This is a genomic window from Pedobacter sp. GW821-FHT01D05 (assembly GCF_059422505.1).
Genome location: NZ_JBWKXA010000001.1, coordinates 1,630,761 through 1,651,940 on the forward strand (window position 1 = coordinate 1,630,761; position 21,180 = coordinate 1,651,940).

20 protein-coding genes, 1 tRNA gene and 1 pseudogene are annotated in these 21,180 nt (G+C 38.0%); 5 read left to right on the top strand and 17 right to left on the bottom strand.

Annotated elements, in window-relative coordinates; all coding sequences use genetic code 11:
- Positions 1 to 127: 127 nt before the first annotated feature.
- The 3 genes from AC07VK_RS06675 to AC07VK_RS06685 all read right to left on the bottom strand — a co-directional run bounded on the left by AC07VK_RS06675 (position 128) and on the right by AC07VK_RS06685 (position 3,671).
- Positions 128 to 370, bottom strand: coding sequence for a hypothetical protein (locus tag AC07VK_RS06675; protein ID WP_492952160.1), 243 nt, complete (start codon positions 368 to 370; stop codon positions 128 to 130).
- 100 nt (positions 371 to 470) lie between these two features.
- The gene (locus AC07VK_RS06680; protein ID WP_492952159.1) at positions 471 to 911 is read right to left on the bottom strand and encodes a PaaI family thioesterase; all 441 of its coding nucleotides are present in this window, start codon (positions 909 to 911) and stop codon (positions 471 to 473) included.
- A 303-nt stretch (positions 912 to 1,214) separates the two neighbouring features.
- On the bottom strand, positions 1,215 to 3,671 hold the full coding sequence (locus tag AC07VK_RS06685; RefSeq protein ID WP_492959195.1) for a TonB-dependent receptor: 2,457 nt from the start codon (positions 3,669 to 3,671) through the stop codon (positions 1,215 to 1,217).
- Positions 3,672 to 4,219: 548 nt separating this feature from the next.
- Here AC07VK_RS06685 and AC07VK_RS06690 point away from each other — a divergent pair.
- Positions 4,220 to 4,678, top strand: a complete 459-nt coding sequence (locus AC07VK_RS06690; protein ID WP_492952157.1) for a MaoC family dehydratase — start codon at positions 4,220 to 4,222, stop codon at positions 4,676 to 4,678.
- A 2-nt stretch (positions 4,679 to 4,680) separates the two neighbouring features.
- Here the strand turns inward: AC07VK_RS06690 and AC07VK_RS06695 are convergent, their stop codons facing one another.
- The 4 genes from AC07VK_RS06695 to AC07VK_RS06710 all read right to left on the bottom strand — a co-directional run bounded on the left by AC07VK_RS06695 (position 4,681) and on the right by AC07VK_RS06710 (position 8,613).
- Positions 4,681 to 5,325: a hypothetical protein gene (locus AC07VK_RS06695; RefSeq protein ID WP_492959197.1), complete on the bottom strand. Its 645-nt coding sequence runs from the start codon at positions 5,323 to 5,325 to the stop codon at positions 4,681 to 4,683.
- A gap of 555 nt (positions 5,326 to 5,880) precedes the next feature.
- Positions 5,881 to 6,210, bottom strand: a complete 330-nt coding sequence (locus AC07VK_RS06700; RefSeq protein ID WP_492959199.1) for a hypothetical protein — start codon at positions 6,208 to 6,210, stop codon at positions 5,881 to 5,883.
- Between the two features lie 95 nt (positions 6,211 to 6,305).
- Positions 6,306 to 7,541: an MFS transporter gene (locus tag AC07VK_RS06705; protein ID WP_492959200.1), complete on the bottom strand. Its 1,236-nt coding sequence runs from the start codon at positions 7,539 to 7,541 to the stop codon at positions 6,306 to 6,308.
- Positions 7,531 to 8,613: a zinc-binding dehydrogenase gene (locus AC07VK_RS06710; protein WP_492959202.1), complete on the bottom strand. Its 1,083-nt coding sequence runs from the start codon at positions 8,611 to 8,613 to the stop codon at positions 7,531 to 7,533. The genes AC07VK_RS06705 and AC07VK_RS06710 overlap by 11 nt, the downstream gene beginning before the upstream one ends.
- Positions 8,614 to 8,831: 218 nt before the next feature.
- Between AC07VK_RS06710 and AC07VK_RS06715 the strand changes: the two genes are divergently transcribed.
- The 4 genes from AC07VK_RS06715 to AC07VK_RS06730 all read left to right on the top strand — a co-directional run bounded on the left by AC07VK_RS06715 (position 8,832) and on the right by AC07VK_RS06730 (position 12,264).
- Positions 8,832 to 9,524: a phosphonatase-like hydrolase gene (locus AC07VK_RS06715; RefSeq protein ID WP_492952152.1), complete on the top strand. Its 693-nt coding sequence runs from the start codon at positions 8,832 to 8,834 to the stop codon at positions 9,522 to 9,524.
- Positions 9,525 to 9,797: 273 nt separating this feature from the next.
- Entirely contained in the window at positions 9,798 to 10,160 is a 363-nt protein-coding gene (locus tag AC07VK_RS06720; protein WP_492959204.1) for a SnoaL-like domain-containing protein, read from the top strand.
- 292 nt (positions 10,161 to 10,452) lie between these two features.
- Positions 10,453 to 11,358, top strand: a complete 906-nt coding sequence (locus AC07VK_RS06725) for a phytanoyl-CoA dioxygenase family protein (protein ID WP_492959206.1) — start codon at positions 10,453 to 10,455, stop codon at positions 11,356 to 11,358.
- A gap of 327 nt (positions 11,359 to 11,685) precedes the next feature.
- Positions 11,686 to 12,264, top strand: a complete 579-nt coding sequence (locus AC07VK_RS06730) for a hypothetical protein (protein WP_492959208.1) — start codon at positions 11,686 to 11,688, stop codon at positions 12,262 to 12,264.
- A gap of 227 nt (positions 12,265 to 12,491) precedes the next feature.
- Here the strand turns inward: AC07VK_RS06730 and AC07VK_RS06735 are convergent, their stop codons facing one another.
- The 10 genes and pseudogenes from AC07VK_RS06735 to AC07VK_RS06780 form a co-directional block, all read right to left on the bottom strand.
- On the bottom strand, positions 12,492 to 13,190 hold the full coding sequence (locus AC07VK_RS06735) for a DUF1826 domain-containing protein (protein ID WP_492959210.1): 699 nt from the start codon (positions 13,188 to 13,190) through the stop codon (positions 12,492 to 12,494).
- A gap of 145 nt (positions 13,191 to 13,335) precedes the next feature.
- Positions 13,336 to 13,409, bottom strand: a tRNA-Arg gene (locus tag AC07VK_RS06740).
- A 230-nt stretch (positions 13,410 to 13,639) separates the two neighbouring features.
- A complete protein-coding gene (locus tag AC07VK_RS06745) occupies positions 13,640 to 13,873 on the bottom strand; it encodes a hypothetical protein (protein WP_492952147.1) in 234 nt (77 codons plus the stop codon).
- A gap of 245 nt (positions 13,874 to 14,118) precedes the next feature.
- Entirely contained in the window at positions 14,119 to 15,288 is a 1,170-nt protein-coding gene (gene uxuA / locus AC07VK_RS06750; protein WP_492959212.1) for a mannonate dehydratase, read from the bottom strand.
- A gap of 67 nt (positions 15,289 to 15,355) precedes the next feature.
- A complete protein-coding gene (locus AC07VK_RS06755; RefSeq protein WP_492952145.1) occupies positions 15,356 to 16,180 on the bottom strand; it encodes an SDR family oxidoreductase in 825 nt (274 codons plus the stop codon).
- Positions 16,181 to 16,201: 21 nt separating this feature from the next.
- The gene (locus AC07VK_RS06760) at positions 16,202 to 17,668 is read right to left on the bottom strand and encodes a glycoside hydrolase family 30 protein (RefSeq protein WP_492959214.1); all 1,467 of its coding nucleotides are present in this window, start codon (positions 17,666 to 17,668) and stop codon (positions 16,202 to 16,204) included.
- A gap of 5 nt (positions 17,669 to 17,673) precedes the next feature.
- Positions 17,674 to 17,931: a glycosyl hydrolase family 18 protein gene (locus AC07VK_RS06765; protein WP_492959849.1), complete on the bottom strand. Its 258-nt coding sequence runs from the start codon at positions 17,929 to 17,931 to the stop codon at positions 17,674 to 17,676.
- 56 nt (positions 17,932 to 17,987) lie between these two features.
- A pseudogene (locus tag AC07VK_RS06770) lies at positions 17,988 to 18,797 on the bottom strand (glycoside hydrolase family 18 protein); the annotation flags it as partial.
- A 1-nt stretch (position 18,798) separates the two neighbouring features.
- Entirely contained in the window at positions 18,799 to 19,971 is a 1,173-nt protein-coding gene (locus AC07VK_RS06775) for a glycoside hydrolase family 88 protein (RefSeq protein WP_492959216.1), read from the bottom strand.
- A 1-nt stretch (position 19,972) separates the two neighbouring features.
- On the bottom strand, positions 19,973 to 21,160 hold the full coding sequence (locus AC07VK_RS06780; protein ID WP_492959218.1) for an alginate lyase family protein: 1,188 nt from the start codon (positions 21,158 to 21,160) through the stop codon (positions 19,973 to 19,975).
- Positions 21,161 to 21,180: the final 20 nt, after the last annotated feature.

Genomic DNA, 21,180 nt, shown 5'->3' on the forward strand with positions numbered 1-21,180 from the left:
CAAAATCTATTATGACCACCGTTATAGAGAGGAACTCAAACGAGAAAAAGAGAAAATACCGCATAAAACAGCAAAATCCTGCAGATCAATGGCAGAATTTATGCTGCAACATTTTTATTACGCAATTTTAGCAAGATGTTTGGGGGATAGATATTCTGTTAATGATTTCATCAATAGCATCAGGATCAATCGCTACGTTTTTAGAAGCACACCATGTTTCTGTTTTATTATCTAACCAGATACAAAAAGAATGGTAACCGTCTAAAACAACAGCATAAGTTTCGTGAAAATCATCTTGAATACGCATGCAAAATCCCTTAAAAATTTTGCCTCTCACGATGAATTGCAGGGTGGAATAATTTTCTAACATGGCTCATTATATTTTAGGTTAATCTACAACAAATTATAAATGAGAATGTTTCGTTAATTTAAAGGAATTAACAATTAATTCTTAAGCTATCAGAAAAAACTTAACCTATGTTTAACATATTCGAATAGCCTTTAGCTATTAAACGCTTTTTTGAGGGTAAAAATATTTCGCATTGCAGATTTAATATGGTGCGCCCTCTTTTTACGATTGAGGTTTCTGCAACAACTTCGTCGCCTTCGCTTGCAGGGGCAAAATAATCGATATAATTATTTACAGTGGTATAACGTTCGTTTAATCCCATCGTAAAAACAGTTGCACCAATCAGATCATCAATAATGCCTGCTGTTACACCACCATGTAAAATTTGATAAGGATTGGTCATTTCTTTACGGATGGTATACCGGCAAACCAATATGCCATGCTCTGCCTTAACTAAAACAGGAGCCAGCCAGTTCATAAAGTTAGAGGGCGAATTGGTAATTACCTTGCCAATTGATTGCCTTAAAAAAGTTAAACGCTGTTCGCTTAAAGAGGGTTCCATATCGGGTAAAAATAGGCAAAATAGTTTATTGGTCCATAGTCCATAGTCCATAAGATGGAACAGTTGATAGAAAAAAGGTTTTATGGCAAAAAGAAAATGGAAGATATAAATACCTCCCATTTCCTAAACGAAACATTTAACCCTAAAACATGATTATATAACCTTGTTATAGTTTTATTAGAAGCTTATGGTCAATGGTTTTTTGGTCAATAGTTTGCAGCCATTATCCACATTTCTATCTGCAGATATTTTATTGATCATAAGCCATTAACGATCAACCATTTCATCTTACATCTTCCGGCCTTAAATCGGAATAATAACTTTAAAACTTAAGTTCCTGCCCATATTATAAATTCCTGATCTGCCATCTGCCGAGGGTTTATAATATTCGAAATATTTTAATCGATTTAAATTTGATTGGTATGAGATATTGAAAATATTATCTGCCTGAAGAAAAATATCACATAAGGTCTTTCCTTTTTTAGTTTTGAGTGCTGATCCAATTCCACCATTGATTAAGGTATAACCTTGCGTAAAGGTTTCGGTATCATCTAAAGCATAAAATTTATCCTGATCAGCGAAAAAAGCAGCGTCAATTTTAATATATGGCTTATCAAAAATTCCTATAGCCTTTTGAGCAGTTGCCTTGATCTCGGTTCTCACCTGCAATGGCGGAATAAAAGGCAGGTATTTAGCTTCCCTACCATGTTTATTTAATAATTCCTGATTCTGGTTCAACCCTACCACATAAGCCAAACTATTATTAAAAGTTAGCCATTTTATAGCTGAAGGATGTAGATTTACCGAAATTTCTGCACCATATAACCTTGCTTTCGACTGCTGATACTGATAAGTTAAGTTTCCAGGAACGATAACCACTGGATTTCCGTTGACATCGGTTAAGCGCGATTGATAAATGTAATTCTGAATATTGTTATTAAACAGTTCCATACTTATTTCAGCATCTTTTAAATAAGCAATAATGCCAATATCTTCCTGCAGGTTAAATTCTGGTTTAAAGGTCCTGTTGCCCAAATACACAATGTGTGCACCAGGATCTAATCCATTAGAGCCAATTTCTGTAATGTTTGGTGCACGGTATCCCCTGGCCATATTGGCTTTAATAAGCAGCTTTTCAGAAATATTATAGGTTAAACCCAAACTTCCTGACAAGCCATAATAGTTTTTATTAAAAGAAGGGAACTGCAATTTTCCAGTGGCATCAGTCGAGCTCACCTGTTTGCCAAAACCTGTTTGTGCATCTGTACCTACATAAAAATCATTCCAGTGTATATTCCTTCTGTCTATCCTGATTCCTCCGGAAACATCGATTTTACCCATTGATTTCTTTGCGAAATAAAAAGCACCGATATCGAAAAGATCATAATCGGGAATAGGAAAATCGGTAGCAGCCTTGCTCCTGTTTCCCTGGTACATGCCATTTACCCCAATGGTACTTTCGATACCGGCAAAATCGGGCAGGTTGTATTTAAGATCATAATTAAAAGTGTTTAACACTACATAAAGTCCGGCCTGACTTGGCAACGTTGGGTGATTATATTCTCTCCTTACACTTTGCTGTCCGCCTATCAATAAATTTAAATCACTTGTTCCAAATTTAAACTGACTGGTGTTATAAAACCGATAATGTTGAATGTGCTGATGTAAAGGATTAATGGAGTAGACATTCAGATCACTTTCAGGCACAATAGGTCTGTTTTTAATATCATCTCCATCATCCAAAACCTGCCTGGTGAATCGCCGCGATAAAGAATCTCTGCTTCCATCAGGAATTTCCATTAAATTATCATAGTAGGTAATGGCAGTTTTAGAAAAACCCCAGGCTTTGTCTACCCTGGCACTGGCCGACAAATTGTATTCCCTAAATGCTGTTCCGTAAACCAGTCCATCAATTTTGTTTTGGTAATTATGTGCTGTTTTCCCAGTTGCCCTAAACGTGTATTTCCAATCGTTTTCAATGTATGCTAGTCCGAGAGAAGAACCGATCATGCCATTGTTGCTTTGGTAGTTTAAAGTAAAATCGCCTTTCAGCTTACCATCTTCAAAATTCGGTGTATAAGGAATCATATTAATTACTCCAGCCAGTGCATCAGAACCATAAGTTAAGCTGGCCGGGCCTTTTACCACTTCGGCCCTGGTAATACCATATTCATCTACCTCAATACCATGTTCATCGCCCCATTGCTGTCCCTCCTGCCGTAAACCATCATACAAAGTTAACACACGGTTATACCCCAAACCTCTAATAAAAGGTTTAGAAACATTTGGCCCTGTGGTAACAGCCGTAATGCCCGGAACGCCCTTTACAATGGCTTCTATCAGGTTCGTATTTACATTTTGGTCCATTGATTTTTTGGAAAGCACGGCAATAGGCACAGGGCTTTTGCGCAACTGTGTGGCCCGGTTAACCCCTGTAATTACCACATCGCCCAAATCAGATGCTAAGCTTAGCAGATCAACGTTAACCAGTGCGGTATCTCCTTTTAGCGTTACTTTAATTCTTTTAGATTGATAACCTATGCCCGAAAAAATGAGGTCGTAATTTCCATATGAAATACCTCCTAATTGATAGGCACCGGAAACATTTGATTTGGTGGATCCATTAGATCCTAAAATTTTAATGGTAATATTTTCTACTGGTTCATTTTGAGAGGTGACCAAACCTTTAACCACAACTTTTTGCGCGATGGCACTTAGTGATATAAAAAAACAAAAGCAGTAGGATAAGAATGATTTCATGAACAAGAATGGTTTATCTAAATATAATTTTAGACAAATCTAAATTTTAATTTAAATATATCAAATAAAATATTTAGATAATATTTAATCAACTTAAAATCAAAACAATTAAGCAAAGCTTAAAAGTGCTTAGCGTTAAGTGAAGGGCATTTTTTCTCCGAACTCGAATCATAGTTAGGAAGGCATTCCATCATAAATTTTATATCTCCCATCTTATATTCTCACCCCATACAGCATTCCCTCCAGCACCATTTGTTAGCCCACACGTCAAATTAGCATCTTTCATTTCCTGTTGTCTTTTAAAATTTAAAAGGGTGATAATAAACAGTGGTTATACTTATCTAACTGATTATAAACAACCTACACTTGTTGTTCATAAATCAAGGCAAAATGAGCAGAAAAATCTTTTGAATATTTTCAACCATATCCTGCAAATACACCGTTATTATGATTATCATTGAATACAAAAAAGTGAATGAAACTATAATACCTGAAGGATTGTTGTACCTAAAGGAGTTGTAACAGTACTAATCCTATAAACAGAATATATGTTGGTGATTAATAATTTTGAAGAGTATGAATCGCATCTTGGTAAAGAACTAGGTGTTTCGCAATGGCATACTATAGACCAGGAACAGATTGATAAATTTGCCGATGCAACCTTAGATCATCAATGGATACACACCGATCCAGAAAAAGCTAAAAATGAAGGACCATTTAAGGCAACAATAGCGCATGGATATTTAACATTATCTTTAATTCCATATTTATGGAAGCAGATTGCGGATGTCCGTAATATTAAAATGGAAATCAATTATGGCATTGAACGTTTTAAATTTGGCCAGGCAGTTTTAGTGGATAGTGAAGTGCAACTAAAAGCAAAATTAAATTGCATTAGCAATTTGAGGGGAATAACTAAAGTTACGATTCAAGCTACGCTTGTGATTAAGGACCAACCCAAACCAGCATATGTGGGTGATGTGGTATTCTTGTATCACTTCATCTGATATTATTCAATTTTGGCTACATAATTACGCTTAGTTTTCATCCGGGTATTCTTGATATCAGGTAGCTCGATTTTGGCTAGCAACATTTCTATCGATATAGATGCGTTTCGTTTTCTGGCTTCGATGGCTACGCTTGAGGTGATATTTTTTAAGGTATTCAGTGCTGCAAAATACTGACGGTCCAATGTTTTAATGGCATTCATATCGCGATTTTTCTGTTGGTATTCCAGGTTTGCTTTTTCACTACAATACTGTTGAATCCGATCTAAAATCGCCAACTTTTCGGTTAGTATAGACAGTGCTGATAAGGATAGCTTAAGCCCTTTAATGTCAACAACTTTATCATCTTTGACTAAATAATTTAATCCATTGAACGATATGGTTTTGAGTGGAGTATTGGTAATGATCGTTGTGGGCTTTGGAAGCTGTTTTTTAGAATTAAAACCATCTTTAATCAGCGATTTGTTGTAACTAAACCGATCGGCCAAAAGTGAATCAATTAACTGGTTGCCATCTATTCTCTCACCATCCTTTATTTGTTCACCAGTTTTACTGATAGCGTGAGAAGCCGTCAAACTCTGAATTGAGTTACAGCTAAAACAAATAAATAAAATAGCCCATAAAAGTGGCAAACTTTTATTTTTCATGTTCGACAATTAATCAATGCAAATTATGGAATTAGCGGTTTATTGCACTTCACAATTGACGGACAATTTGCTTTACATTTTTTTTAAGTTGTGCTATAGAAAAGTATATTCTTGCCAACAATTATATTATGTTCTATGTGAGTGAATAAAAGCTATTACTGACAAATAATGGGGTAAAAATCCTGTTAAAAAGGGCGCTCTCCTTCAGCAATCCTTAATATTAGCCCTGTTATAGGAGCCAGTTTATCACAAACATGAGAATACAAAGATGGACCAGCCGTGCTGAGCTTCAAACGCTCAAGGAGGGTGACTATATTACATACGAATCATATTCGGGAAGGATAAAAAAAATAGAAGTGCATTATTTTAGAAACGAACAACATTTTTATATCAAGCTTTATAATTTAAAACAAACCATACTGATTATCACATGATCAATATCTAGAAAACCAGAGATCATTTTAAATGATTCACGTAAATCGTACTGGCGGATGCACAGGCTGATCCGACTAATGCTGATTTTTCGATTTTACAATTAACTACTCCTATTAGCACTTAAGTTAAGTGGCTTTTTTGAATACTTTCTTTGAGCATCGTAAATTCATAACTATCCTGCGGAATAATCCGTCTTAAAGATTTTAGTTTTTCGGGCACAAACCTAAACCTGATCTTAGCATAAAGATCCTGATATACACCAATTTGATCGGTTATCTCGCGTACCATATGTTCATATTTCTGGTAGATTTCGATTAGTTCCTGTTTAAGTTTTTTAATTTCACCGCATCCATCAAGATCAGTTCCGATCATTCTTTCCAGTTCTTCAAGCTGATCAAGAAGACCGATCAAATTGCCTACTGTAGTCTTACTTATCCCTTTCAAACTCATAAATTATTATAAAAAAAGACTTTAAAATTATTCCGGAGGTAAAAATTACTTCTGGCTCAGGTAACAACCGCATTACTGTACCTTAACTTAAAACATTATGCTACTTTGATTGGCTTAGATCTGGAAACAAAAAACGCAATTAAAGCAGAAAATACACAGGCTAGCGCAGTTACAATAAAAATGTTGTTGCTATCGCCAGTAATATCAATTACATAGCCCAAAAATGGCTCACCAATTGCTGCAAACAGATAACCGCACATATTCATAATCCCTATCCCTGTACCTGTAAGGCTGTTACCCAACATATCTGGACTTAAAGGCCAGTAACAAGCCTGTGGTCCGTATACAAAGAAACCTGTTAAAAGCATTAAAATACTACTGAGAATGATTTGTTGCGTAGGCACAATAAAAATAAGAAGTGAAAGGATTGCACTTGCCGACATTCCAACTACGATGGCTTTTAACCGGTTTCCTTTAAAAAGGGTATCAGATAAAACACCAAAACATAATGCACCAATGGCCATACCAACGGGCAATAAAAATGTAACCCAGATATTGCCAGGGTTATCTTTCCAGTTTTTACCCAAAAAATGAACTGGAACCCAAAATATCAGTCCATAACGGGCCATACTCTCAAAACCGAAAGATAAAGAGGTAAGCAAAAAATTTTTATTTCTGAATGCTTCCTTATAACGGTCGAGCCAATCTGATTTATCTTTGGCCAGTGGCTGATGGTCATCATTATCTTCAACATCAGGCCGATCCTTTGCAATAATCAGAAATACGGTTGCCGTAGCCAATAACAGTAGTACGGGTAAGCGGAATAGCATTCGCCATTCAATTCCCTGTTGCAAGAGCACAATTGAAATAAGGTAAGTTACTGCAGAAGATAGTCCAGCTGCCATGGTATAAAAGCCAAATGCCTTGCCCCGCTCATGTTCGTCCCACCAATTATTGATCAGTTTCGCACCTGGTGCCCAAGCCATAGACTGGAAAAAACCGTTGAGTCCCCAAAGGATCATAATCACGGTGGCCGTATTTGAAAAACTTATCGCAATATTGGTCATGATTGATAGATAAGCTCCGGTTACCACCATCAGTTTAGGGCTCAATTTATCAGCTAAATTACCGTTGATAAACTGGCCTATGGCATAGCCGATTAACATGCAAAAGCTAATCCAGCCAATGGTACTGTAGGGTATATTTAACGAAGCAACCATGCCCTTTACAGCCCAGCCGAAGTTGTGCCTGCCCGTATAAAAGAAAAGGTAACACAGCATGGTTACCAATAACATTTTCCATTTCTGTTTACTCACGCTATTACTGTTCATTATTGTTTTTTTTGGCTACGTTTATCCCCACTCGGATGGGCTTATCAGCCACTGCATAATTAAAGGCAGATTCTGCATCTTCCAAAGAAAACTCTGCTGAAACAAGTTTTTCAAACGGAAACTTAGCATAGTTGGCTTCTATAAACTTTACCGCTTGTACAAAGTCTTCGTAGTTATAATTGTGGAGGCCTTTGATGGTAACGAGGTTTCGAACAATGCGCTCTGCATTAACCTGAACCTCCCTTGTTTTAAAAACTGCTCCGATCCAGACTGCTGTTCCACCAACAGTAAGTGTTGCAAGTCCCATTTCCATCGCATCTGGCGAACCACTCATATCAAATGCCACATCAATATCAGTTGGGAGGTCTGCATTCTGGCCTAAGAGATGTAGAACATTGGCTCCGAACGCTTCGGCTAACTTTAAACGTCCCTCATTTACATCCGCTACATGGATTTCTTTTGCACCATCGGCACTGCACATTGCTGCACATACTAAACCCAACAGCCCAACACCAGAGATTAATACCTTTTTCCCTTGAAGGCCTCCTGAAAGACGGACAGCACCTGCAACCGTTGCCACAGCACAATTAATTGTAGCGGCAACTTTAAGCGGAATTTCTTTACTGATTTTAAGTACGGTAGTACCATGCTTTAATACACAGTGTGTTGAAAGTCCTCCGTGAAGCGCATCTGCATCTGTAACTTTAGCATGTCCATACTTAAATAGACCATCAGCCTTTTGAGGCATACCTTCTTTTGCCCTTGCCGAATCTGCGTTGGAAGCAAATATGCTCCAGGTTACCCTATCGCCGATTTCAAGTGGGTTTCCTAAATAATCTTTCTGGTTATGTTCTGGATGAAAAGCCAGCACTTTACCCACAATTTCGTGCCCCAAAACTGTAGGAACAGCTTCACTCCGCAACCCGCAGAAGGTATGCAGATCGCTTCCGCAAATCGTGGTATAAAGGTTTTGCACTAGGATTTCACCTGGATTAAGTATAGGAATAGCTATTTCTATTTCCTCAAGGGCCTTTCCTGATCCATTGAAAACAATGAGGGTTGCGATTTTCATTTTTATCTTTCTCTGTTGATTTAAATTTGGTTGTTCTAATCCATATTTTCTTATTGACGAAACAATAAAGCAAAAGTGAACTTTTAATGTTTAGCTAAAGTAAACAAATGTTAATATAAATGTTAACTATTACTAAACATTTGTTTAGTAAAAATACTGATAGTATATTTGACGACAATAGTTCAAAAAATTAATTTATCTAATTTAATAGAAAGCAAATGTACCCTGAAATTAAGATGGTAGTATTCGATATGGCTGGCACTACAGTGAACGAAAACAACCTAGTTTACAAAACACTAATGAATGCAATAAATGCCGCTGGTTTTTCTTATACCCTTGATCAGGTCCTTGCTGTTGCAGCTGGAAAGGAAAAGAAAGAAGCAATCAGATCGGTACTTAAAACCTACAAAGGTTCTTTTGATGAGGCAATGGTATTCGATATATATGAAGAATTTATTGGTAAACTAAAACTGGCATATGAAACTGAGGAAATTTTACCTCAACCAGGTTCAATTGAACTTTTTGAAAAACTTCGAAAAGAAGGAATAATTTCGGTGCTTAATACAGGTTATGACAGGGTTACTGCAGAAGCTATCCTGAGCAGGTTGGGTTGGAAAGCAGGTACAGAATTCGATACACTCGTTACTGCTTCGGAAGTTAGCCAGAACAGGCCTGAACCTGATATGATTTTATTGGCGATGAGACACCATGGTCTTACCGATGGTAAATCGGTTGTTAAGGTTGGAGATTCAAGTATTGATATTGAAGAAGGCAAAAATGCAGGTTGCGGCCTAAGCATAGGTATTACAACTGGAGCCCATACACAAAAACAATTAGAAGAAGCTAAACCTGATGTGGTAATAGACAATTTAATGGAGATCCTGGCCTTGGTAACCAACAAAACCAAATAATGAATCATTAAATAATAGCCGTTTAAATTTAAGGGCAGGCCAGGATTAACAATTTGTTAAACTCCGAAATGCGAAACTTAAAATGTTTTGTGTGATGAATATTTATCCATTTCTGTGACTGTAATCCCGTTTACCTGAGACTAATTTCAATCACGAATTTTAATAATTGCAATCTTCTTCATTAACACTTCAAGTTAACCTAAACTTAAAACCTTTTAAACAGGTAAAAGCGTTTATTTTTAGATAACTTAGATCATAACTAAATATAAGCATATGAATACTAAGGAAGTAGCTGACAAATTGGTACAGCTTTGCCGTGAAGGCAAACACGAACAGGCCATTGATGAACTTTACGCCGACAACGTTATAAGCAAAGAGCCAAAAGGCTCGCCAATGGAATTAACAGAAGGCAAAGATGCCGTTAAAAAGAAAACCATACAATGGGAAGAAAGTGTTGAAGAGATACATAGCGCTTCGTGCTCCGAACCAATTGTGGCAGACAATCATTTTGCTATTGTAATGAACATTGATGCCACTTATAAAGCTCATGGAAGAATGGCTATGAGTGAAATCTGTGTTTATGAGGTTAAAGACGGAAAAATCGTGGCCGACGAGTTTTTCTATCGCATGGGTTAAATATAAAAAGCCCCGATATCCATCTGGGCTTTTATAATCAACTAACCTAAACTTATAAATACTAACCAAATATTTATACCGCAAAACTAATGACCGATTATTAATTCAATGTTAAATATTTATCACTTGTTATCTAAAATTGGTTACACCGCATAATTCATTAAATTGTAAGACACCGTTTACCGGCTGAAAAATAATTAGAATCAAATTTGCCTTGCCAGTTCTATGACGGAAAATGTTTTATTACCTTTAAATAAATGAGCAATTTCTAACCATAAAACGTATAAAATTGATGGCCAAACCCAATCTGCAAGACCTCTCAAAAAAACATCAACTCATTTCCGACCTATTTAAATGGCCTACCAAAGCTTCTGAATGGGAACAGTACAAGCTCAGCAACGAGCAACTTGATTTTTTTAAGACGTTTGGATACGTTAGCGATGTAAAGTTATTGGATGAATGGCAGGTTGAGCGGTTGAACAAAGAATTAGCAGAAATTGTAGATCCTGCACACCCGCTAAACGGGCTGTTTCACGAATTTCACAGCAATGAATCTGCAGATCCCAATTCAGTTTTATTTCATGCTTTAGGCGCCTGGCGCATTACCGAAAGCTTTCATGACGTAATATGGAATCCGGGCTTTGCGATGGCGGCCAGTCAGATTTTAGGCAACAAAGGCGTACGTTTCTGGCATGATCAGTTGTTCTGTAAACCAGCAAAACACGGAGGAGTTGTAGCCTGGCACCAGGATTATTCTTATTGGACACGCACTGGCCCCATGCAACATTTAACCTGCTGGGTTGGATTGGATGATGCAACTACCGAAAACGGTTGTTTATATTATGTACCTAAAAGCCACAACTGGGGCTTGTTGGATAAACCAGATTTAGCTGGAGATATGGAAGGCTTAATGCCGTATTTAACAGAAGAGCAAAAGGCAGAATTTAATCCTGTCCCTATCGAACTTAAAAAGGGATATGCTACGTTTCACCATCCGTTAATGGTTCATGGTTCGTTCCAAAATAAATCACCGCGCTCAAGAAGCGCTTTCGTTTTAAATGTATTTACTGACGGTACCGAATCGAATACCGACGAGGCCTTACTTAAAGGCGTGGCACCTATTAGGGCGGGACATAAAATGGAAGGGCAATTTTTTCCGCTGATATTTTCTCCTGACAGGCTAATGTCATTAAGTTGATCAAAGCGGTTGTGAGTCTGATTGTAGTTGAAGATTCTTTCTCATCAGTTAAATCGAAAAAAGATTGTCATTCAACTACACTAGAATTGATAGATTCCTAATAGAAAGGTCATCATTCCTGCGCAGGCGCAAACCAGAATTGCTCAGCGAAACTAAGCTTCAAGTAATGGTTAAATATAGAGGGGATTGTGACTTATTATAAATAAACCGGAGCAAAGAAAAAATTAACTCCCTCTTGGTGATCCATTTATAATAAAACTATCTATTCGTTTTCTCTAGGCGCTTTATATCACCTCAACGAAGCCGTACATTTGTAAAAAAAACACCATGAACGATATTACAGATTACCCTGTCTTGGCATATGTTGTTAAGCTCATCAAAAACACTATCACCGATATCAAAACAGAATATATTGCGCCAGCTAGCGTAGAACTAAAGGACGGCAATGATACGATATACCTCCAACAGCGATCGGATGAGAATGGTAACCCCTCAACAATTTTCATTAACGACCCTAAGGATATCATCTTCAGTGAAGACCTGCTTCCCTCTTTGAAGAACCTACAGAAAGGAACTGAAGGAAAAACAGCACCAGCGCTATTAAATGCCAGGGTGATCATCAACGAATTGGATGTAGAAACACACCTGATTTTCCATGCAGTAAAGGATCATTTTGACGAAATTAGCAACAGCTATGAATTTTCTAAGGCCATTGAAAAACAGGCAGACAAAATTAAAAGCAAATTTAAATTCGGGAGTCATGCCTTTGAGCTTACGGTGACCAATCATACGCAGCTGATCTCTATCACAGCAGACTTCCCTCCTTCATTTGACGAGTCTATCAAAAAAACTATCGAAAATGACACTGCTAAAGTCCAGCTGGCTGTCAACAAAATATTTAGATAAAGTAACAATAGCAGCGTATTAAAGATTGAAGCTAAAAGAAATGAGGGGTTGTATCATAATATAGATTTGTCATTCTGTCCAAAGGACTCCTATCCTACGGAGAGCTTGTCGAAGGACTTGTTTAAATACCATTAAGGTGTTTCGACAAGCTCTGCGTAGGAGTCTTTTGGACAACGTGACAGTGATTAACACCTAATAAAGGGGATTAGATAAAAAAAATTTTAATTTTAGCAGATCAGAAGCAATCTATACTCGCCATCTTTTTCAATTGGTGCACGGTGAATACAGGGCAAACATTGTTTTTCAGGATGATCCACTGCTAGTCTCCATAAATGTCCCAATCCTAGATTGATGGGCTTTGCACCAGCTTTGGCCTGGTAATGCAAGTCAAAATAATGTTCCATCAAAAAGTTTTCAAATTCCGATTCCGGACCGTTATACAACTCTTTGAGCTTTTGCCGGATTTCAGGGACTAAGATTTTCTGTTCAGCCTGATTATTAGCTAAGATTTCACTCGCAGCACCATAGTAGGTACATAAAAAAGTATCGGTACCAATGGGCGATCGGTCTACATGAAATGAATATACATCTGTTGAAATGAAACCGAGTTCCTCATCCCGCTCGTAACTTTTGACTAAATTAAGAGAAGGTGATGTACCTGAATCTGCCAACAACTCAAAATCACTTAAGATTACTTCTCTTGCCATATTACCTTGTTCAGATAGCTTAAGCACATGAAGGTCTTCCATAGAAACTTCCGTGAGGTCAGCTTTCAGTTCAAGTTTAGATACAATTTCCTTAAAGTCGCCAACCAGGTCTCTCTGCCAGCAACCTGCATTTATATCTCCCTTAAAATCCGTATTTAAAAGATGAGAAAAAGTGGAAACCACCGCTACCTGCTTGCTATCAGAAAATCTATTATCCATTACTAATTCAATAATTTAGCTATAAATACTTGTGTATTGAGGATTATTCCAAAGTTAGAATGCTTTTCGGGCATAACAGTTCTTCATCGATTTTAGGCCAGAAATAAAAAAAGCTCCCAGTTTTTTAACTAGAAGCCTTTAAATGTACCCCGGAAGGGATTCGAACCCCTGACCCACGGTTTAGAAAACCGTTGCTCTATCCAACTGAGCTACCGAGGCTCATTTTTTAATGAGCTGCAAATATAGAAGTTCTATTTAATATGTAAAAATATATTTTAAACTATTTAGAAGCTGCTTTTCGCATTTCAAATAAGTATTTAAGAACGAAGCAATTAAAATTTAATCCAGGCGAAATAAATTTGATTTAAGCCTGTAAAAAACATGATTTCTCACCCAATTCTGCATGATTACTACAGAACAGCTACGCTAAAAATCAAATCAATGCTAAATTACGCGTCTTCTCCGTTCCAAATATCATCATCGGCATGCCGAATTTCGTCATGACTGGCGGTAACACTCTTTAATTCTTCATGGTGATAATTTCTTTCAGGATTTTCCGGCAATCCGCTATCGTGATTTAGCGGCACCTTTCGTAAATGCTCAGGCTTCTTAACCTCAGGTAAATCATCATGTACAACAGAAGGCGTTAAGATCTTCTTCTTGGGGTTATTGCTGTTTTCCATAATTATAAGAGACTCAAATTTCAAGCCACAAGCAAAGGTGAGTTAAAATTTTGGGAATTGAGGTGTATTTGTGAAGAATAAGGGTTGGCGATAAGTGTCTGGCGGTCGGCGAAAGGTGGATAATGAAAAATGCGCACAAATAAATCAATGTTTTTATTTGTGCGCATATGTGATAAATTAAACACTAAAAGATCCTTCGACTACGCTCAGGATGACAAAGCGAAAGTGTTTCTCTAGGAAATTGTTTAGTAATTCCCTGTAACGCCTATTTCTAAGCCTCTTAATTCGGCCAAACCTCTTAATCTACCAATTGCAGAATAACCCGGATTAGTTACTTTAGCTAAATCATCCAACATTTGGTGGCCATGATCCGGGCGGAAAGGAATTGATTTATCGCGCAGTGCATTCTCTTCTGATAAGGCTTTCATGATTTCGTACATGTTCACATCCCCACCCAAATGATCTGCTTCGTAAAAACTACCGTCTTCATCTTTTTTGACGTTACGCAAATGCGCAAAGTAAACACGCTCTTTAACCGCATTAAAGATCTCTAAGGCATTATTCCCCATGCCAGCCCCCAGCGAGCCTGTACAGAAACAAACACCGTTAAAAGCCTGATCTACTTCTTTAATGATATAATTAAAATCTTCGAGCGTACTCGCAATTCTTGGCAAACCTAAAATAGCATATGGAGGATCGTCAGGATGGATGGTCATTTTTATGCCTTCTTCTGTACAAACGTCAGCAATAGCTAACAAGAAAAATTTCAAATTTTCTTTTAATCCTTGTGTACCAATGGCTTTGTATTCATTAATACTGTTGCGCAAAGTTTCCAGTTCGATTTCTTTTTCATTAGGAATCCCCATTAATACATTTACACGAAGATCAGCTAAATCCTGTTCTGTTAAAGTTGTATATTTAGCAGCAGCCCGATCTAAAATAGATTTCGAATAATCTGCCTCAGCACCTGCTCTCTTCAAAATATAAAGATCAAAAATGGCTAAATCGATCCAGTTAAAATAAAGTGCTTTCGATCCATCGGTCATTTCGAGGTCTAACTGCGTACGAGTCCAATCTAATACCGGCATAAAGTTGTAACAAACAATTTTAATTCCGCAAGCAGACAGGTTACGCAAAGAGGTTCTATAATTTTCGATATACTGTCCGGCGTCTGCCCTACGCGTTTTAATCGCTTCGTGTACGGGAACACTTTCCACTACCGACCAGGTTAAACCTGCAGCCTCGATAAGGGCCTTTCTTTCCTGAATATCATTTAATGGCCAAACTTCGCCATGCGGAATATGATGCAATGCGCTTACAATGCCTGTAGCGCCTGCCTGTTTAACATCTTGTAGGCTAACTGGATCGTTCGGACCGTACCAACGCCAGGTTTGTTCTAATTTTTTATATTTCATTTAATATATGATTACACAGATTTTGGGATTACATTGATAAAATGATCGTACAAATTACCTAAATTATTTAAACGCCAGAAAATGCTGTAAATCCTCCATCCACTTTAACATTCTCTCCATTTACAAATTTAGAGGCATCACTTAGCAAATATACTAAAGCGCCTATTAATTCTTCTGGGGCTCCAAACCGCTTAAAGGGTGTTTTAGAAATAATGGCCTGCCCTCTTGCAGTTAAAGAACCATCTTCGTTGGTTAATAATGCCCTGTTCTGGTTGGTAATAAAAAAGCCAGGAACAATGGCATTCATCCTGATTTTATCCTGATAACGATTGGCTAATTCAACAGCCATCCATTTCGTATAACTATCAATAGATGCCTTAGCCAGTGAATAACCCAACACCCTGGTAAGTGCCTGGGTTGCCGAAACAGACGATATATTTACTATGCTACCGCCGTTTTTGGCTATTTCTTTGCCAAAAATCTGCGTTGGCATAATCGTTCCGAACAGGTTTAAGTCAAAAGCCTGCTTTAAGGCCGGAATATTTAGGTCAAAAACATCGCTACCTGGTTGGATTACTGCCTCAGCCACGTTGCCTCCTGCTGCATTTACCAATGCATCGATCCGCCCAAATTCTTTAATAATGGTTGCATTTGCATCAATCAGGTTCTGTTCATTTAATACATCGGCAATAATGTAAATTGCTTTACCACCTGCATCAATTACATCTGCGGCCCTTTGTTTTGCTATTTCTTCATTTCTTCCGATTACAACGATTGTAGCACCTGCGGCACACAAACCGTTAATAAAAGCCTCGCCCAAAACACCTGTAGCTCCTGTAACTACTACAACCTTATTTTTCAGCGAAAACAGGCTTTCTACTTCTTTTACCATTTGTTTAGTTCTTTTTTAAGTTTATTCTATTACTAATGTTGTGATGGAGTGTGGCAAACTGGTTGTTGCTGCAGCCTCGCCCTTTATCCATAAACTGTATTTCAATTTATCATCTGATTGATTCATTACCACTACAACCAACTTACCATCGGGATTTAAAAAGGCTGTTGATTGTAATTTATCGCGACTGGATGCTGCTCCTATTCTTTTAGCTCCAGGGCGGATAAATTTAGAAAAATGTCCCATATAATAATAAGCATTTGTATAAATCAATTTATCATTTTTCGTATCGGCATGTATTGGAGCAAAACAGAAGTTACCGACATGGTTTGGACCACCTTTTTCATCTAAAAGAATATTCCAATCTGTCCAGGCAGCTGTTCCGGCATTAAAATCGTTAATCATGGAGTAACCATAACGCTCACCCAAAGTCCAGTCATCCAGTTTATTTACATCGTACTTTTCTTTACATCCTTCAGTAAAAATCAGGGCTTTATCCGGGTAAGCTTCATGTGTTTGTTTCACATTACCGAACTGCATTCCACTGCCTGTCCACGTTTCGTACCAGTGAAAACCAATACCCCAGACATATTTAGCCGCATCCTTATCATTCAAAATGGTACTGGCCCTTTGAAAAATCTGATCGCGGTTATGGTCCCAGGCAATAAGTTTTTTCGCCGAAAGGCCAGACTTCTGCAAGGTTGGGCCCAAGAAGTTTTTAATGAAATCGCGTTCTTCCTCGGCCGTGAACAAGCAAGATTCCCATTTCTGTTTGGCCATAGGTTCGTTCTGGACACTTAAACCCCAAACCGGAATACCTATAGCCTCGTAAGTTTTGATAAATTTCACGTAATGATTTGCCCAGCTTTGTCGGTATGCAGGCAATAAATGTCCGCCCTGAATTAAACTGTTGTTATCTTTCATCCACGCTGGTGGCGACCAAGGGCTTACAAACAGAGGCAATTTACCTCCAGATGCGGCAATAGCCTGTTTAATCAAAGGAATTTTAAATTCTTCGTCGTGCGCTACGCTAAAAGTTTTAAGGTCTTTATCATTATCCTGCACATAGGTATAACTTCCGCTCGAAAAATCGCAGCTGGCGATATTGGTACGTGCCAAAGTATAACCGATACCTTTATCTTTACTGTAATATGCCGTTAAAAGTTCCTGTTGATTTTTCTTAGATAACTTCGCAAATGTTTCCGCAGAAGCATCCGTTAAAGCACCACCAATTCCCACCAGGGTCTGGTACTTTATAGTTGGATCTACAAAAATACAAGTCTCTGTTTCAAACGGTTGCTTATGCTCAACAAAACTTAAGGTTTCGGTTTTACTGATGCGATATTCAGACTTGTCTGCTGTAGTGTAAACCGTTACTTTTTTGTTGGAAAGGGTATAAGTTTGTACCGGCTTAACCACTTTTTTTTTCTGGGCAGATACATTAAATGCCGCTGCCAAAATCAATAGGATGCTTAGATTTCGTTTCATTATTATCATTTTAAACTTTTATTGATCTGATTAAGTAAATAGCCATTTAAATCAGAGTCGTACTCCCAAAACATCACCCCAGCCATGTTATTTTTCAATACATATTCACATTTTGCCTTTACCGATCTTTCATCATCGTAAGTCATATATTCACGGCTTGCGGTATTATAGAGATAAGAAGCTTTTGCGTCTTTATCGTAATATTTCTTAAGCCTTTCTGATTGATCAGACTGTCTTTTAAAAAAGTATAACCTTTTCCATATCTGCTGCTTAAAACAGAATCGCCTAAGCCATTTTTAGCACCTTCTTTAAGGGTGAAAGACCGACTGTAAAAGGCAATTCCCATTACTAATTTCTCGTCGGGAACGCCTGCAGCGGCAAACTCGCGAAAGGTTTTGTCTGCATAATGCTGTGCTGGGTAGCTTTTTGAGTTATACAGATTGGTATGATGACCTGCAAAACTACCATTGTAGAAATCGTAGGTCATTAGGTTTACATAATCCAGATACTGCTCTGCTTTATCCATTTCCGTATGGCGGATAAAATCAGTAAAACCACCAACCGCAATGGTTAAGAGCTTTTTAGATTGATATTTATGTTCTAAACTATCCAGTTCTAAACGGAGTTCTTTCAGCATCAGCGTAAAGTTCTGTTTGTCCTCCGGCCTGAAAACGTTACCTTCTTCGCCTGCTATACCAGGATATTCCCAATCAATATCTATCCCATCCAGCTTAAATTTTTCTATAATTTTAACGGCACTTTCGGCAAAAGCTTTACGCGACGTGTCGCTCAGTGCAGCATCTGAAAAATTTTCGCTCCAGGCCCATCCACCAATGGAAATCAGGATTTTAAGACCAGGATTTTTAAATTTAAGTTGATTGAGCTGCTGAAAATTAACCGTATCAGTCGCTTCCCGGTGTAAAAAAGCACGGTTGTTTTTTACGTCGACAAAAGCATAATTGATGTGTGTGAGTTTCTCCGCAGAAATTTTACGCACATCAACCAGACCTCTATAACCGCCAACATACCCAATAACCACTTTCTTTTTGGTTAAATAATCTGCCTGCATGCCCAGTAGTAAGCCGGCAGCTAGGCCCGCACCGATAAATAGCTTTAATACACGCTTCATTTTAGTTTTTACTTCTTAACAAAGCCTCTAAGTAGTAATAATCGGCATAATTGATCGGCACATCTATTTCAGACTTTGCCGGGCGGTGCCCAGTGCTGTGTTCCAAAATAAAGCCATAATTTGCGCCAATTTTACTGGTGTACTTTGTGCTAAGCGAATTTAAGATTTTATCGGCAGCGGCTTTATATTTTTTACCATTGGTACTGTACTTTGCCAATTCGTAAAGTGCTGAGGCTGTAATTGACGCAGCAGATGCGTCTCTGGAAACATCGGGAATTTTAGGATCGTTATAATCCCAATATGGAATGCCGTCAGCTGGTGTAATTTTACTGTTTAAGATAAAACCTGCAACACCTTCAGCCTGAGCTAAATATGCTTTATTTTTAGTTTCACGATAACACATGGTATAACCGTAAAGTGCCCAGGCTTGTCCACGTGCCCAAGCCGATTCATTAGCGTAACCCTGTGCGGTTAATTTCTGGCGCACATTACCTGTTAAGGTATCATAATCGATCACATGATAAGAACTAAAATCGGGTCTGAAATGATTCTTCATTGTGGTATTGGCATGTGTTACCGCAATTTTATAAAAAGATGAATCGCCGGTTAATTTAGTGGTTTCGAATAACAGCTCAAGGTTCATCATGTTATCGATAATTACCGGATATTTCCACTTATCGCCATTATGATCCCACGATTTTAACACAGCTGCTTTGACATTGAATCTGGTAGACAATGATTTTGCCGCCTGAATAATTACAGCTTTATAGGCCGGATCGTTGGTTAAACGGTAGCCGTTTCCAAATGGACAATAGATCATGAAACCTAAATCGTGGGTTCCTGTGTTAAATTGTTCCTTTTTGATATCCTCAGTATATTTCTTGGCCAAACCGAGCCATTTCTTATCCTTGGTATATTGATAAAAATACCATAATTCTGCCGGAAAGAATCCACTGGTCCAATCTTTCGACACCACCATTTTAAACTGTCCGTTTTCTACAGTACGTGGTGAAACCAGATTAGGCTTTACTTTCCTGGCCGAATCTACATTTTTAATCAGTACTTCTGTTTGTTTCGCTGCAGATGCAAATGCTTTTTTAACATCTGTTTTTTGTGCCTTTACTATACTGAAAGACAATACAGTTAGCGCCGTTATTGTTACTTTTAAGTTCATATTATAACCAGATTAATGGGTTACGGATAGGTAAATTTCTAATTACTTCTTCTACCTGAGGCTGATGGTCTAATTTTGCCCAGGTTTGGTACCAATTGGCTTGATTGTATTGTACTGCTCCAAACAGTAAAAAAGGCTGTGCTACAGGCCAATTTTCCCAGTACATTACATCGGGCTTTAAGGTCCACTTGCTTTTATCGGCAATAAACGGATATAAATAAGTTAATCCTTTTTTGATGGATTTTCCATCGGCAGTTTCAAAATTCCATAGATTATCTTTTGGCGTAGATAAAATCTGGCAGAGCATCGTCATGGCATCAAGGTTAAAGATCGAATAACCGTAAGGTTTTGTTCTCGCCATTTCCAACGGAAAGCTACCGTCATCGCCCATTTGGTTTGGCAGAAGGATAGTTTTATAACTGGTACGCAAGGAATCGAGCATGTTTTCGTTGCCACAAAGTTTTGCAAAAGATGCTACCTGCATGGCCCAACAGGTTGCATGGTTATTTTTCACGGTTTTTTCCTGAATACCTGGCTTGCTGGTGTTTAACCATAAGGTATAATCGGCAAACCATTTTTTCACACCTTTATTGGTATGCTGATCAAATGCTTTTGCTTTTTCCATTACTAATGCACCTTGAGCCACTTCCATTAAATGAATAGTATCGATAATACCATAATTACGCCCCGTAAACTTACCTTTTACCGCTTGCGCAAACAATAGATTGGGGTTCATCAATGTCTCCGAATTGATAAACCAGGCTTGAAAATGTTTAACGGCTTGTTTTACATATTTTTCATCGCCAGTAATTTTATAGGCGGAAGCCAGCGCACCGATAATTTTACTAAAACGGACCATCGCCTTACGGTGCGCTAAAAAGTTATCAGGATTGGTGAGTCCATCCCTGTTGATGTAAGGACCATCCGGATTTTTCGGGTCAGGCCAAAAATAGTCCGCTTCAGAGAAGAAATCATGCTTCCCACCTGCACTCCTTGGCGACGATGAAGCGGTAACAGTAATCGGTTTTTGCTGCATGGCCCAGGCTGCTTCTCCTAAAATCTGTTTTTTCAACAATGCTTCTGCCTGCTTTTTTAAATCGGTTCCTTTCAGATTGGGCTTTGGACATGCAAAGGCTGTTCCGGCAAGACCGAGCAGCACTAATAATGCATAGGTAATGATTTTTTTCATTGGTATATATTTGGTTAGGT